Genomic DNA, 13,257 nt, shown 5'->3' with positions numbered 1-13,257 from the left:
GCTCAGCGGCCCGCGAGCTCTGCGGGGCCCGGGTGACGCCAGACGTCGACCATGGAGCCCCGAAGATCGATCTGCCGCCCCTCCGGCACGGCGCCGAGGCGCTCGGCGAGGCGGCGGGACGGGAGGTTGTCGGGATCGATGTAGCTGACGAGGGTCGTCAGCCCGATCGTGCGATAGGCGAAATCGCGCGCCGCACGGGCGGCCTCCGTGGCGAGGCCGCGTCCGTGGGCCGCGGGCGCGAAGGCGTAGCCGAGCTCCGGCTCCGGCCAGCCCTCGGGCCGCGAGACGCCGCACCAGCCGAGATAGGCGTCGCTCGCCTTGTCGGCGACGCAGAACTGGCCGTAGCCGCGCAGCTGCCAGGCGCCGACCTGCATGGCCATGAGCCGCCACGCGTCGTCGCGCCCGCGGGGGCCGCCGACGTAATGCGCGGCCTGCTCGTCGGCGTAGAAGGCCGCCAGCGCGTCGAGGTCGTCCTCGCGAAAGCCGCGCAGCACGAGCCGCGCGGTCTCGATCCGCGGGACGATCACGGGCGCCGCGCTCGCGAGAACGCCGTCCATCTCGGGAAGCGCGCTCACTTCTTCTTGCCCCCGAACGGGAAGCCGCCGCCGAGGCCCGGCAGGTTGCCCGGCAGGTTCCCCGGCTTGCCGAGCCCCGGCAGGCCCGGCGCGCCGGGCTTCGCGCCGGGACCGCCGAGGCCGGGGGGCATCGGCGGCAAGCCGCCACCCATGCCGCCACCCATGCCGCCCGCCTGGCCCATCTTCTTCTGCATCTCGGCGATCATCTCGGGCGTCGGCTCGGGCATGCCGCCCATGCCGCCCATCGGGCCGCCGCCGATGCCGAACATGTTGCCGAGCGCGCCGGCGATGCCGCCCTTCTTGTTCTTGCCCATCATCTTCATGACGTCCGCCATCTGGCGGTGCATCTTGAGGAGCTTGTTGACGTCCTCGACCTTGGTGCCCGAGCCCGCCGCGATGCGCTTCTTGCGCGAGGCCTTGAGGAGATCGGGGTTGCGCCGCTCGGCCTTCGTCATCGAGGAGATGATGGCGCGCTGGCGACCGATGACCTTGTCGTCGATCTTGGCGCCTTCGAGCTGCTTCTTCATGGCGCCCATGCCGGGCATCATGCCCATGAGCCCGCCGACGCCGCCGATCTTCTCCATCTGGCCGAGCTGCTCGGAGAGGTCGTCGAGATCGAACTTCCCCTTGCGCATCTTCTCGGCCATGCGCATGGCCTTGTCCTGGTCGATCGTCTCCGCCGCCTTCTCGACGAGGGAGACGATGTCGCCCATGCCGAGGATGCGGTTGGCGACCCGGCTCGGGTGGAATTCCTCGAGCGCGTCGACCTTCTCGCCGGTGCCGATGAGCTTGATCGGCTTGCCGGTGACGGCGCGCATGGAGAGCGCCGCGCCGCCGCGGGAATCACCGTCCATGCGGGTGAGCACGATGCCGGTGAGCCCCATTCGCCCGTCGAAGGCGCGGGCGGTGTTCACCGCGTCCTGGCCGGTGAGCGCGTCCGCGACGAGGAGCACCTCGTGCGCCTCCACCGCCTTGCCGACGTCGGCGGCTTCCGCCATCAGCTGCTCGTCGACGGTGACGCGGCCGGCGGTGTCGAGCATGACGACGTCGTAGCCGCCGAGCCGGGCGGCCTGCATGGCGCGCTTGGCGATCTGCACGGCGGACTGGCCGGCGACGATGGGGAGCGTGTCCACCGAGACCTGCTTGCCCAGGATGGCGAGCTGCTCCATCGCGGCGGGGCGGCGCGTGTCGAGGGAGGCCATCAGGACCTTCTTCTTCTCGCGCTCGGAGAGCCTCTTTGCGATCTTCGCCGTCGTCGTCGTCTTGCCCGAGCCCTGGAGGCCGACCATCAGGATCGGCACCGGCGGCAGCGCCCGCACGTCGATGGTCTCGGCCTCGGCGCCGAGCATCTCGACCAGCGCGTCGTTGACGATCTTGACGACCATCTGGCCCGGCGTGACCGACTTGACCACCTCGGCGCCCACCGCCCGCTCGCGCACCTTGTCGGTGAAGGAGCGCACGACCTCGAGGGCGACGTCCGCCTCGAGCAGCGCGCGGCGCACCTCGCGCAGCGCCTCGGAGACGTCCGCCTCGGTGAGCGCGCCGCGGCGGGTGAGGCCGGAGAGGATGCCGGAGAGGCGGTCGGAGAGGCCTTCGAACATGATCAGTCGAGCCCTTTGGCGATGAGGGGCGTGTCGTCCGCGTCGATCGCGGCGTCGAATTGGGCGATCGCCGCCGCGAACTCGTCGCGGCAGCCCGGATTGCAGAAGCCGACGACGCGGCCGCGATAGCGCGTGAGCGAATCCGCCGCGATCGGCTTTCCCGACCACGGGCAGGTCTCGTTCACGGCCTGCGCGATGTCGAGGGTCTCGCCCTCGCGCGTCGTCTCGCTCATGCTCGCCCCGGCTCGATATGGGGATCGTGCCCCCGCCTCGCCAACGTCCTTCGTCGCCAACGGTCTTCGTCTCAGGGCGCAACGCGGATCGCGCCCGAGGGCGCGACGCGCTGTCGGGCGTTGACCTCCGGCCTCGTGGGACCGGTCGGCGGATCGAGCGTTCGTCTGCGACGAAGTGCTGGAGCCGTGCGCGTACAGGGGGATGGGCGGTGAGTCAAGGATTTGCGGGCGGGGTGATCAGGCGCACCTGGGGGAAGTAGCGGCGGAAGGGGCCGTCAGAGCGGGTCCCCGGGAGCCCTGCCCCGCGTCAGCCGCATGATCTCGTCCGTGCTCATGCCAGGCCCCGCGTGCCCGCGCAGGCTCTCGAGCGGAACGCGCCGCGAGGCGTCCATCTTCCTGATGACGACGCTTCCGTCCTCGGTTCTCGCGAACTCCACCTCGCTCCCGGGCTCTAGCCCGAGGAGGCGACGCACGTCTTCGGGGATGGTGCCGGCGCCCTTCGCCGTGACGCGGCTCGTGACCTTGCTCATGACGTCGACCTTCTCGGCGCTGCGCTCGAGCTGGAATATGGCGTGTTCCGACGTCTTCTGCAGCCGTCGCGGCAGGCTTTCGATCGTGCCTGCCGCTATGGTCGGGCGGGATCACTCCGCCGGGGCCACCGCCGGGCGTTTCTCCCCGAGGCGCGCCCAGGCGGGGCGCTCGAACAGGAAGGAGAGCGGCGTGTGGCGCACGATCCGCTCGAGCACGAGGGGGGCGATCACGGCGCTCAGCGTCACGATCGCGGACACCGTGCCGATGTCCTCGACGATGCCGAGCCTCAGCAGGATCTCGCGGGTCGCCGCCATCGGCACGAAGAAGGCGAGATAGACCGCGATCGAGTGCTGCCCCGCATAGGCGAAGGGCCTGCCCGCGATCGTGCCCGCGACGAGGGCCGACACCGTCACGATGGCGACCGCACCGGCGATACCCAGCGCGAGGCTCACCACCGGCAGGGCGGCGAGCGTCGTCGTCTGGCCGAGGAGCGTCACCTCGTTCAAGGCGAGCGCGCCGTTCACCACGGCCCAGGCCGCGAGGAAGGCGAGCGCCGCGCCCTTGCGGGCGAGCGCCGCCTCGGCCAGGCGGAAGATCATCGGCGCGAGATGCCAGCCGGCGAGGAAGTAGACGAGGCGTCCGCAGAACTCGTCGAGCAGGAACCAGCCCGTATGGATCGGCGCGATCTCGAGGGCGGCCGCGACCGCGAGCACGAGGACCGGGTTCACCTTGCGCACGAGCTTGGCGACGATCGAGAAGACCGCCAGCATGTAGACGAACCACAGCGTCGAGAACGGCTCGACGAGCGAGAAGGCGAGGTGCTCGACGAAGCCCGCGAGCGTGCCGTCGCCGATCGAGCCCGACTTCATCACCGATTGGATGAGGAGCCAGAGCAGGTAGAAATAGACGAAGTGCAGGATGCGCTTGTCGCCGTAGGTGCGCCAGTCGCGGTCGACCACGCGGGCGAGGAAGAGCCCCGAGATCAGGAAGAAGTCCGGCATGCGGAAAGGCGCCGCGAAGGCGACCACCGTGTGCATCCAGCCCTCGCCGCCCATGTGGTTGCCCACACCCAGCGTCGAATGCATCATCACCACGAACACGATGCAGATGCCCTTGGCGGCGTCGACCCATTCGACCCGCTCGGGCACCGCCGTCGTCCCGTTCCGGTGCATGGTCATCACCATTGCCGATCTCTCCGTCGTCTCGTCCGCGCCGCGAGCGTGCCGTCGTGAGACGGGTGCGCGGCATTCGCGACGAATTGCGCAGAACTCGGGCCAGACGGCCGTCGCGATGGCGAGGTTCGCGCGCGCAGGGTTAAGGCCGGCCCTCCAAGGCACCGCCGTCCTGCGCGGATGGTTGACGTTGCGGCAACAGAATCGTCCGCCTCAGCGCGCCACGAGCACGCGTCGGCAGGCGTCGGGGAGGTCGGCGAGCGTCTTCTCCCGCCGGCCGCCACCGGAGGAGGGCGCGGGGTTCAGCACCTCGTCGGAGAACCACCAGTCGAGCGTCGCGTCGCAGCCGTCGCCGGGCGGGACGGCGGCCTGCGGCTCGCAGCCGGCCTGGCCGGGCGGGCAGGTGATGCGCACGTGCATGTGGTAATCGTGCCCCCACATGGGGCGCACCTTGGAGAGCCAGGAGCGGTCGCCCGTCGTGTCGCGGCACAGAGCGCGCTTGATCGCGGCGTTGACGAAGATGCGCTCCACCCGCGGCTCGCGCGCGGCGAGCGCCACGAGGCGGGCGTGCGCCGGCGTCCAGATTTCCGGGTCGACGTCGCGGCGATCGGGCCGCACGACGGAGGTCGCCATCATCGTCTCGCGCTCGGCGGGCGAGACGCCGCGCTCCGGCATCGGGGTCAGCCAGACGTCGGCGTCGAGCCCGATCTGATGCGAGGCGTGGCCCCAGATCATCGGGCCGCCGCGGGGCTGGGAGAGATCGCCGACGAGGAGCCCCGGCCAGCCCACCGCCTGCGGCGTCGCGGCGGCGAGGCGCTCGAGCAGGGCGACGAGATCCGGATGGCCCCAGTTGCGATTGCGCGAGAGGCGCATGACCCGCCAGCCCGGCCCGTCGACGGGAAGCGCCATCGCGCCCGCGAGGCACCCGCCCGCATACGAGCCGAGCGCCCGTGCTTCCAGCGGTGCCGGCTCGGCGGCGCGGCCGAACAGCTCCTTCGCGGGGAGCGCCGGATCGTCGGGGTTCGCCAGCGCCGGGAGCGGGCGCGGGTCGAGGCTGCCCGGCGTCTGCGCCATCGCGGCCGGGGAGGCGAGGGCGAAAGCGGTGGCGGCGGCCGCGAGGAGGCGGCGGAGGGTGCGTGCGTGTCTCATGGGGAGAGGATCGGGCCGCATGGTTGACGAAACCTTGCGGCCCGGCTCGTTCCGCTCGATCGGACGCCGAGCGGCTCAGTCGCCGACGGCCAGGCCTTCGCGGCGCGGGTCCGCCCCGCCGAGGAGCCCCGCCGGGGTGACGACGATGGCGTGGATGCCGGACGTCATCTCCGCGATGCGCGTCTCGTGGCCGCGTGCGGCGAGCGCGTCCGCCCAGGAGGCGGCCTCGGTGCCCTCCTCGAGCTCGGTGGGTCCGTTGCGCGACAGGAAGCCCGGGAAGGCCGCCGCCTCCTGCGGGTCCATGCCCCAGTCGAGGATCGCGACGAGGGACTTCGCCACGTAGCCGATGATGCGGCTGCCGCCCGGCGAGCCGGTGACGACGTAGAGGCGCCCGAAGGCGTCGAGCACGATCGTCGGCGCCATGGACGAGCGCGGCCGCTTGCCGGCCTCCACGCGGTTCGCCACGGCGCGCCCGTCGACCTCGGGGCGGAAGGAGAAGTCGGTGAGCTGATTGTTGAGGAGGAAGCCACCGGCGGTCATCAACCGTGCGCCGAAGGCGCTTTCTATTGTCGAAGTCATCGAGACGGCGTTGCCGTCCGCGTCCACGATGGAGACGTGGCTCGTGCCGGTCGACCGGTCGATGGAAGGCGCGAGGCGCCCCTCGCGCTGGAAGGGCGGCTCGCCGGGCTCGGCCTGGCCGAGCGAGCCGTCGTCCGCGATGAGCCCGGCGCGCTCGTCGAGGTAGCTCTCGTCGAGGAGGCCGCGCACCGGCACGGAGACGAAGTCCGCGTCAGCGACGAAGTGGTTGCGGTCGGCGAAGGCGAGGCGGCTCGCCTCGGAGACGACGTGCGCCGCCTCCGGGCCGGGACCCATGGCGGCGAGGTCGAAGCCCTCCAGAAGCCCCATGATCTGCCCCACCGCGATGGCGCCGGACGAGGGCGGGCCCATGCCGCAGACCTCGTAGACGCGGTAGTCGACGCAGACCGGCTCGCGGGCGATCACGCGATACTCGGCGAGATCGGCGAGCGTCATGTCGCCGGGATTGCTCGGGTGGCTCGTCACCGTGTCGACGATGTCGCGCGCCACCGCGCCCTCGTAGAAGGCCGAGACGCCGTCCGCCGCCATGGCGCGCAGGGTCTCGGCGAGCGCGGGATTGGCGAGCATGGTGCCCACGGGGACCGGCGTGCCGCCCTCCTGGTAGTAAAGGGCCCGCGCGCGCGGGTCGTCGCGCAGAGCCGGGTCCTCGTCGAGGAGCGCGTGCAGGCGCTCCGAGACCGGGAAGCCGTCCTGCGCGAGCGCGATGGGGATCGTGAACAGGCTCTCCCAGGGCAGCCGGCCGAAGCGGGCGTGCGCCTCCGCCAAGAGCGCCGGTACGCCCGGCACGCCGACCGAGAGCCCGCCGACGACGGCCTCCATGAAGGGCCGCGGCTCGCCGTCCGCGCCGAGGAAGCGCTCCGGCGTCGCGGCGGCGGGCGCGGTCTCGCGGCCTTCCAGCGTGATCATGTCGGCCCGGTCCGCGTCCCAATGGACGAGGAAGGCGCCGCCGCCGATGCCGGAGCTCTGCGGCTCGACGATGTTGAGCACGAGCTGCGTCGTGATCATGGCGTCGACCGCGCTGCCGCCCGCGCGCAGGATGGCGAGGCCGGCTTGCGCCGCGATGGGGTTCGCCGCCGCCACCATCTGCCGCTCGGCGCGCGCGAGGTCGCGCGCCTGCGTGCCGGTGCCGGCCTCCGGCGCCGGCGGGAGCTCGGTCGCGAGATCGACGGCCTGCGCCCGGGCGGCGGGGGCGAGGACGAACGCGTGGGCGCCGGCCGCGGTGGCGAAAGCCGCCAGGAACCGGACCACGAGGGGCGTGTGCCGCATGGGGGCGTCTCCTTCCGATCGGGGATGTTCTGCGATCCGGCACCCATGGTAGCAGCCGCGCCGCGCTTGCGAAGCGCCGATGCCTGCCCTTCGACGTGCCCGCCGGTTCGCGCGACGGGCGAGCGCCGACGCCGTCAGCGTTTCGTCAGTTGGAGGTCCGTATTCCTACCCATGCCGTGCGCACAGCGCGCGCAGCCGCCACGACGAGGAGATCGAACCATGCAGAACGCCGACATCCGGACCCCCGCCCTGGAGAGCACCGCCTCGAACGCCCGCGAGAGCGGCGCGCCGCGCCTCGACGCACGGACCGCGCGCGAGTGGCTGCGCCAGGAGGTGGAGGTCCGCGTGCCGCGGCTGTGGCTCGTGGCCGGCGCCGCCGTCGTCGCCGCGCTCGGGCTCGTCGCCCTCGATTGACGGGAGGCGCGCCTCAGCGCGCGTCGCTGCGCCCGGCGCCGAGGATCGCGCCGGGCTCGCCGTCGGCGCGCTTCTGAAGCAGCACGACGTGGAAGTCCCCGCGCCCGGCGAGGCCGTGGCGGAAGCTCTCCGCGTCTCCTGTCCAGTCCCCGACCTTGGTCATGGCGCGCACGACGTTGGCGTAGGTGGCGTGGCGCCCGGAATTCTCGCCGCGCCCGATGGCCACTTCCTCCTCGCGATCGATGGCGAGGAGCCAGACCTCGGCCGGCGCGTCCTCGCCGGCGGCGACGCGGATCTCCGCCTCGCCGGCGGCGACCTCCACCGAGACCGCGACGGGCAGACGCGTGCCGGAGGTGCGGTCGAGGGCGTCGGACACCTCCTCCGACTTCGAGCCGATGCAGGCGATGGTGCCGTTCACCACCATCTGCGGCGTGAACACCATGCGGTCCCCGCGCGCCTGCGCATAGCCGCGCTGGCGCGCCGTGTGGGCGGGGTTCGCCAGCGTGTCGGTCCAGCCGAGATAGTCCCAGTAATCGACGGGCAGGGTCAGCGCGAGGAGATCGGGATCCTTCGCCAGCTCGACGAGCTTGGCGTCAGCGGGCGGGCACGACGCGCAGCCCTGGCTCGTGAACAGCTCGACGACGGCCCGCGGCGTCGCGTCCGCGGCGAGGCCGCGTGCGTGGAGCGCGCTCGTCACGAGGGCGCCGATCGCGAGCGCGAGGAGGACGTTGGCGGTTCTCATGGGCCCGTTAAAGCACGAACGGTGTAAACGGCGAATTCACGTTGCCTTGAGCCCCGGGCGAGCGCCGCCGCCCCGTCTCACCGCCGTTTCGGCACCGGGCGCCAGCGGCGGTGCTGCCAGAGCCATTGCTCGGGATGCTCGCGCACCCAGCTCTCGACCACGTCGGTCATGGCCTGCATGGCGCCCTGTACGTCGATCTCGCCCTTCGCGTCCCGCGGCAGGTCGAGCGGCGGGGTCAGCTCCAGGCGAAAGCGGCCCTTGGGCAGGCGCACCACCCGCACGCCGTGGACGGGGCACTCGAAGCGCTTGGCGAACTTGGCGAGGACGGGGTTCGCCTTGGCCGGCATGCCCATGAAGGTGACGTCGACGCCGCGGGTGAAGTGCTGGTCGACGAGCATGCCGAGATGCCCGCCGCGATCGAGCACGCCCGCCATGGCGAAGGCCGCGCCCTGGCGCGCCGCCTCGAGCCCGCCCATCGTCTGCGAGCGCACCTCCATCACGGCCCGCGCCACGGCGGCCGTGTTCGGCGCGCGGAACACGGCTGTGGCGGAGAGCCCGTAGCGATGCGCGCAGATCGCCGGCAGCTCCCAATTGGCGAGATGGGCGGAGAAGATGATGCCGGGACGCCCGTCGTCGCGCAGCGCCTCGAAATAGGGGATGCCCTCCACCTCGATGCGCCCCGCGCCGGGGTTCTCGGGGTCGAAGTCGAAGATCGTGTCGAGATGCGCGTATTCCGCCGCCGTGCGCCCGAGATTGTCCCAGGCGCCGCGCACGATGGCCCGATGCTCGGCCGCCGACTTCTCCGGGAAGGCCGCGGCGACGTTCGCCATCGCCGTGCGGTGCGCCGGCACGAGCGGCCCGAGCGTGCGCGTGAGCGCGGCGCCCACGCGCCCCGCGCGATCGGGCCCGAGCGCGCGCGCGAGCGCGAAGACCGAGCGCACCGCCGCGACGCTCAGGCCTTCGAGAGCATGCCCGGCGAGCCGGGCCAGACGAAGACGGAAACCGGACACCGGGACCTTCGGGTTCAGCGAGAGCGCGCTCGTGTGACCGATCGCGGACGCGGGGTCAAGCGGGGTGGGATGGCACGGGTCTCCCAGACCGAACCGCCACCGCCGTCCGGGAGCGGTATTCGGATATAGACTGCACCCGGTCTGGCTCGGCCGCAGGACTCAGGCCGCGGTACGGCGCGTCTCGTCGAGCATCTTCCGAACGCCGGTCGGATCCCGCTCTATAATCATGAGGTACGCGCGAACGCCTCCGAGCGGACGAGAGCGCCCCTGCTCCCAATCCCTGATCTGATTGACGGTGAAGCCGAAGGTGGACGCGAAGGCATCCTGCGACAATCCGGCCTTGGCGCGGATCGCCTTCACGTCGAGAGCGGCGGGTTCGTGCACGTGCGCCGGCTCGATCTCACCGCGCACGATCGCCTTGACCTCCTGTGCGGCAGCAATCAGACGCTTACCTGCTTTGCTCATTTCCGCTTCTCCCCGATGTGTCGGCCACGTCCCATGGAGTAGGTTCGGTAATCATCGGCGATGTCGGCGAGAAGCCGTGCGAGCTCGTTTCGCTCGGCCTTCGTAAGGTCGATCTTCTCGCCTTTGGAATACATGTCCAGCAAGAATACAGGCACATCCTCTGCTGCGAAGTACGTGATGACGCGGTATCCTCCGCGCTTGCCTCGATGCGGTGGTGCATAGCGGAACTTGCGAGCACCGCCGGTGCCGGGGATCGTTGCGCCGAGCATCGGATCCTCGGAAACGAGCGTCGCAATCGCGATGCGCTCCTCCTCGGAAAGGCCGACGTCTTCGGCGGCGCGCCTGAAGGCGTTGGTCTCGACAACCGTATGCATCGTGCCGCCGATCGAACAATGAACGTAAACTACGTATCTTACGTATGCGCGTCAAGCGTCTGAACGACAGGCGCGCCTCACAACGTCACCACCACCTTCCCGAACACCTTCCTCCCCTCCAGCCGCTCCAGCCCCTGGGCGAAATCGGCGAGGGGGAAGGTCGAGTCGATCACGGGGGTCATGCCGGCCGCCATCTTCTCCAGTGATTGCGCGATGTTGCGCATGGAGCAGCCGAAGGAGCCGAAGATGCGGTATTGCTGCTGGAAGAGCTGCATCAGGTTCATCTGCGTCGTCACGCCCGAGGTCGAGCCGCAGGTGACGAGGCGCCCGCCGCGCTTGAGGCAGAGCAGCGACCCGTTCCAGGTGTCCGCGCCCACGTGCTCGAAGACGACGTCGACGCCCTTGCGCTTGGTGAGTCGGCGGACCTCGCCCTCGAAGCGCTCCTCGCGATAGTTGATGACGTGGTCGGCGCCGAGCGCGCGCGCCTTCTCGCCCTTCTCGTCGTCGCCCACCGTCGTGTAGACCGTGCAGCCGATGGCCTTGGCCATCTTGATCGCGGCGGTGCCGATCCCCGAGCCGCCGGCATGGACGAGGATCGTCTCGCCGGGCTCGAGCTTGGCGTTGTCGAAGAGCATGTGCTGGACGGTGCCGAAGCCGATCGCCGCGCAGGCGGCGTCGGTGAAGGGGACGCCGGCGGGCACCTTCACGAGCAGCCGCTCGGGGCGGTTCATCAGCTCGCGGGCCATGCCGTCGACGTGGAAGCCCATGATGCCCCGGACGTTCTCGCACAGATTGTCGCGCCCCTCCCGGCAGGCGCGGCATTCCCGGCAGGTCTCCGCGCCGTAGGGCACGACGGCGTCGCCGAGGGAAAAGCGCGTCACGCCCGGGCCGATGGCGACGACCTCCCCTGCGGCCTCCACGCCCGCCACCTGCGGCAGCTTGCGCTTGGCGAAGGCCATGCCGCGATAGCCCCACACGTCGAGGAAGTTGAGCGCGACGGCGCGCACCCGCACCTGGACTTCCCCGGCAGCGGGGGCGGGCGGATCGTCGAGGGTCTCGAGCCTGAGGTCGCGGTCGCCGTGGAGACGCAGAGCGCGCATGGGATCTCCCTTGCCGTGTGCCGTCGGACGAGCGGTCGAGACGGGCAGGTCGGCGGCTTAGCGGGTGGGGGCGGGGATGACAAGCGGGGGTCGGTGCCGGCGCAATTCTCACGCCAGCCCCTCCCGGATGTCGTCGAGCGACATCGGCGGAAGGGGCTCGCTCTGCAAGGCTCGAACTGCTCGGCTCATCGCCAGACGTTCCGCCGGCTGCATCGCGCGGCGGGTCCGGTCGGGCTCCGGCGGCATCTCCTGCGCCAGGTGCGCACGCGCGTCTATCCCGGCTTCGTTTCGCGGAACGGCGAGATCGTCGTCCATGTCGCCACAGGCCATTTGCATCGCTCCTCGGCGGGACGCGCGAGGATAGCGCATCCCGCCGAGCGCATCACGACCTCACTGCATCGTCGGGATCACGAACTCCGCGCCCTCCTTCACGCCCGAGGGCCAGCGGGCGGTGACGGTCTTGGTCTTGGTGTAGAACAGGATCGCGTGGGGGCCGTGCTGGTTCAGGTCGCCGAAGCCGGAGCGCTTCCAGCCGCCGAACGTGTGGTAGGCGAGCGGCACGGGGATCGGCACGTTGATGCCCACCATGCCCACCTGCACCTTGGCGGCGAAGTCGCGCGCCGCGTCGCCGTCGCGGGTGAAGATGGCCACCCCGTTGCCGTACTGGTGGTCGTTGGCGAGGCGCAGCCCCTCCTCGTAATCCTTGGCACGCACCACGGAGAGGACCGGGCCGAAGATCTCCTCCTTGTAGATGCGCATGTCCGGCGTCACGTCGTCGAACAGGCAGCCGCCCATGTAGAAGCCGTTCTCGTAGCCCTGGAGCGAGAAGTTCCGGCCGTCGACGACGAGCTTTGCGCCTTCCTGGACGCCGATGTCGACGTACTTCTTCACCTTCTCGAGGTGGGCGCGCGTCACCATCGGCCCGAAATCGGCGGAGGGGTCCGTGGAGGGGCCGACCTTGAGGCTCTCGACCCGCGGGACGAGCTTCTCCATCAGCCGGTCGGCGGTGCCCTTGCCCACCGGCACGGCGACGGAGACCGCCATGCAGCGCTCGCCGGCCGAGCCGTAGCCGGCACCCACCAGCGCGTCGACCGTCTGGTCCATGTCCGCGTCGGGCATGATGATCATGTGGTTCTTGGCGCCGCCGAAGCACTGGGCGCGCTTGCCCGTCGCCGCCGCGCGCGAGTAGACGTAATGCGCGATGTCGGAGGAGCCGACGAAGCCCACGGCCTTGATGTCGGGGTCCTCGAGGATGGCGTCCACCGCCTCCTTGTCGCCGTTGACGACGTTGAGGATGCCCGCCGGGAGCCCCGCTTCGATCATCAGCTCGGCGAGGCGCATGGGCACGCCCGGATCGCGCTCGGAGGGCTTGAGGATGAAGGCGTTGCCGCAGGCGATGGCGGGCGCGAACTTCCACATCGGGATCATGGCGGGGAAGTTGAAGGGCGTGATGCCGGCCACCACGCCGAGCGGCTGGCGCATCGAGTACATGTCGATGCCGGGCCCCGCGCCCTCGGTGTACTCGCCCTTCTGCAGGTGGGCGATGCCGAGCACGAACTCGCACACTTCGAGGCCGCGCTGGATGTCGCCCTTGGCGTCGGGCACGGTCTTGCCGTGCTCGCGGGCGAGAAGCTCGGCGAGGGCGTCGTAGTCGCGGTGGAGCAGCTCGATGAACTTCATGAACACGCGGGCGCGGCGCTGCGGGTTCGTCGCCGCCCAGGCGGGCTGCGCCTCGAGCGCGTTCTCGACGGCGGCACGGACCTCGTCGCGGGTGGCGAGCGCCACCTTCGCCTTCACCTCGCCCGTCATGGGCTCGTAGACGTCGCCATACCGTCCCGAGGAGCCCTCGACCTCGCGTCCGCCGATGAAATGACCGACCGTGCGCATGTTGCACGCCTCCCTTGCTCTTACGGCATACCGATAGCATTTGCGATATTTGCACAGCTATAGGAGAAATCGAAGCAACGACGTGCGGAACTGCGCGCGTGCTTACCCTGGGGAAACGCCACCTGACGAGGCCGTGCCGCT

At 70.8% G+C, this 13,257-nt stretch carries 15 protein-coding genes; 1 reads left to right on the top strand and 14 read right to left on the bottom strand.

What is annotated here, in order from left to right:
* Window positions 1-2: 2 nt before the first annotated feature.
* The 7 genes from IEX89_RS09600 to ggt all read right to left on the bottom strand — a co-directional run bounded on the left by IEX89_RS09600 (window position 3) and on the right by ggt (window position 7,124).
* Entirely contained in the window at window positions 3-575 is a 573-nt protein-coding gene (locus IEX89_RS09600) for a GNAT family N-acetyltransferase (protein WP_244645245.1), read from the bottom strand.
* Window positions 572-2,176 carry a signal recognition particle protein gene (gene ffh, locus IEX89_RS09595; RefSeq protein ID WP_188912156.1) on the bottom strand — a complete coding sequence of 535 codons (1,605 nt, stop codon included), beginning with the start codon at window positions 2,174-2,176 and terminating at the stop codon, window positions 572-574. The genes IEX89_RS09600 and ffh overlap by 4 nt, the downstream gene beginning before the upstream one ends.
* A gap of 2 nt (window positions 2,177-2,178) precedes the next feature.
* The gene (locus IEX89_RS09590) at window positions 2,179-2,409 is read right to left on the bottom strand and encodes a glutathione S-transferase (protein ID WP_188912155.1); all 231 of its coding nucleotides are present in this window, start codon (window positions 2,407-2,409) and stop codon (window positions 2,179-2,181) included.
* A gap of 275 nt (window positions 2,410-2,684) precedes the next feature.
* Window positions 2,685-2,939: an AbrB/MazE/SpoVT family DNA-binding domain-containing protein gene (locus IEX89_RS09585; RefSeq protein WP_188912153.1), complete on the bottom strand. Its 255-nt coding sequence runs from the start codon at window positions 2,937-2,939 to the stop codon at window positions 2,685-2,687.
* A gap of 111 nt (window positions 2,940-3,050) precedes the next feature.
* Window positions 3,051-4,118 (bottom strand): acyltransferase family protein, encoded by a 1,068-nt coding sequence (locus IEX89_RS09580; RefSeq protein WP_308423826.1) that lies wholly within the window; start codon window positions 4,116-4,118, stop codon window positions 3,051-3,053.
* 207 nt (window positions 4,119-4,325) lie between these two features.
* Window positions 4,326-5,261, bottom strand: a complete 936-nt coding sequence (gene mepA / locus IEX89_RS09575) for a penicillin-insensitive murein endopeptidase (protein WP_188912151.1) — start codon at window positions 5,259-5,261, stop codon at window positions 4,326-4,328.
* Between the two features lie 75 nt (window positions 5,262-5,336).
* The gene (gene ggt / locus IEX89_RS09570; RefSeq protein WP_188912149.1) at window positions 5,337-7,124 is read right to left on the bottom strand and encodes a gamma-glutamyltransferase; all 1,788 of its coding nucleotides are present in this window, start codon (window positions 7,122-7,124) and stop codon (window positions 5,337-5,339) included.
* Between the two features lie 219 nt (window positions 7,125-7,343).
* Here ggt and IEX89_RS09565 point away from each other — a divergent pair, with 219 nt between their 5' ends.
* Complete coding sequence (locus IEX89_RS09565; RefSeq protein WP_188912795.1) at window positions 7,344-7,538, top strand: hypothetical protein; 195 nt, start codon at window positions 7,344-7,346, stop codon at window positions 7,536-7,538.
* A 13-nt stretch (window positions 7,539-7,551) separates the two neighbouring features.
* Here IEX89_RS09565 and IEX89_RS09560 read toward each other — a convergent pair whose 3' ends face one another.
* The 7 genes from IEX89_RS09560 to IEX89_RS09530 all read right to left on the bottom strand — a co-directional run bounded on the left by IEX89_RS09560 (window position 7,552) and on the right by IEX89_RS09530 (window position 13,116).
* Window positions 7,552-8,280 carry a DUF1223 domain-containing protein gene (locus IEX89_RS09560; RefSeq protein ID WP_188912147.1) on the bottom strand — a complete coding sequence of 243 codons (729 nt, stop codon included), beginning with the start codon at window positions 8,278-8,280 and terminating at the stop codon, window positions 7,552-7,554.
* Window positions 8,281-8,357: 77 nt separating this feature from the next.
* Entirely contained in the window at window positions 8,358-9,290 is a 933-nt protein-coding gene (locus tag IEX89_RS09555) for a lipid A biosynthesis lauroyl acyltransferase (RefSeq protein WP_188912145.1), read from the bottom strand.
* A 159-nt stretch (window positions 9,291-9,449) separates the two neighbouring features.
* A complete protein-coding gene (locus IEX89_RS09550) occupies window positions 9,450-9,755 on the bottom strand; it encodes a helix-turn-helix domain-containing protein (protein ID WP_188912143.1) in 306 nt (101 codons plus the stop codon).
* Window positions 9,752-10,129, bottom strand: a complete 378-nt coding sequence (locus IEX89_RS09545; RefSeq protein ID WP_188912140.1) for a type II toxin-antitoxin system RelE/ParE family toxin — start codon at window positions 10,127-10,129, stop codon at window positions 9,752-9,754. Before IEX89_RS09545 ends, IEX89_RS09550 begins: the two co-directional genes overlap by 4 nt.
* A 77-nt stretch (window positions 10,130-10,206) precedes the next feature.
* Window positions 10,207-11,229 (bottom strand): zinc-binding dehydrogenase, encoded by a 1,023-nt coding sequence (locus IEX89_RS09540; RefSeq protein ID WP_188912138.1) that lies wholly within the window; start codon window positions 11,227-11,229, stop codon window positions 10,207-10,209.
* Between the two features lie 108 nt (window positions 11,230-11,337).
* A complete protein-coding gene (locus IEX89_RS09535; protein WP_188912136.1) occupies window positions 11,338-11,559 on the bottom strand; it encodes a hypothetical protein in 222 nt (73 codons plus the stop codon).
* A 60-nt stretch (window positions 11,560-11,619) separates the two neighbouring features.
* Window positions 11,620-13,116, bottom strand: a complete 1,497-nt coding sequence (locus IEX89_RS09530) for a CoA-acylating methylmalonate-semialdehyde dehydrogenase (RefSeq protein ID WP_188912134.1) — start codon at window positions 13,114-13,116, stop codon at window positions 11,620-11,622.
* Window positions 13,117-13,257: the final 141 nt, after the last annotated feature.

Origin of the sequence: Salinarimonas ramus, from assembly GCF_014645695.1 — a bacterium.
In the GTDB taxonomy this organism is placed as follows: domain Bacteria; phylum Pseudomonadota; class Alphaproteobacteria; order Rhizobiales; family Beijerinckiaceae; genus Salinarimonas; species Salinarimonas ramus.
Note: the sequence above shows the minus strand (reverse complement) of the source record. Positions and strands in the feature narration are given on the sequence as shown.

Excerpts from the sequence above, each read along its gene's own strand:
- ffh (WP_188912156.1), bottom strand. The coding sequence starts at position 2,176 with ATGTTCGAAGGCCTCTCCGACCGCCTCTCCGGCATCCTCTCCGGCCTC.
- IEX89_RS09590 (WP_188912155.1), bottom strand. The coding sequence starts at position 2,409 with ATGAGCGAGACGACGCGCGAGGGCGAGACCCTCGACATCGCGCAGGCC.
- IEX89_RS09585 (WP_188912153.1), bottom strand. The coding sequence starts at position 2,939 with ATGAGCAAGGTCACGAGCCGCGTCACGGCGAAGGGCGCCGGCACCATC.
- IEX89_RS09580 (WP_308423826.1), bottom strand. The coding sequence starts at position 4,118 with ATGACCATGCACCGGAACGGGACGACGGCGGTGCCCGAGCGGGTCGAA.
- mepA (WP_188912151.1), bottom strand. The coding sequence starts at position 5,261 with ATGAGACACGCACGCACCCTCCGCCGCCTCCTCGCGGCCGCCGCCACC.
- ggt (WP_188912149.1), bottom strand. The coding sequence starts at position 7,124 with ATGCGGCACACGCCCCTCGTGGTCCGGTTCCTGGCGGCTTTCGCCACC.
- IEX89_RS09565 (WP_188912795.1), top strand. The coding sequence starts at position 7,344 with ATGCAGAACGCCGACATCCGGACCCCCGCCCTGGAGAGCACCGCCTCG.
- IEX89_RS09560 (WP_188912147.1), bottom strand. The coding sequence starts at position 8,280 with ATGAGAACCGCCAACGTCCTCCTCGCGCTCGCGATCGGCGCCCTCGTG.
- IEX89_RS09550 (WP_188912143.1), bottom strand. The coding sequence starts at position 9,755 with ATGAGCAAAGCAGGTAAGCGTCTGATTGCTGCCGCACAGGAGGTCAAG.
- IEX89_RS09545 (WP_188912140.1), bottom strand. The coding sequence starts at position 10,129 with ATGCATACGGTTGTCGAGACCAACGCCTTCAGGCGCGCCGCCGAAGAC.
- IEX89_RS09540 (WP_188912138.1), bottom strand. The coding sequence starts at position 11,229 with ATGCGCGCTCTGCGTCTCCACGGCGACCGCGACCTCAGGCTCGAGACC.
- IEX89_RS09535 (WP_188912136.1), bottom strand. The coding sequence starts at position 11,559 with ATGGCCTGTGGCGACATGGACGACGATCTCGCCGTTCCGCGAAACGAA.
- IEX89_RS09530 (WP_188912134.1), bottom strand. The coding sequence starts at position 13,116 with ATGCGCACGGTCGGTCATTTCATCGGCGGACGCGAGGTCGAGGGCTCC.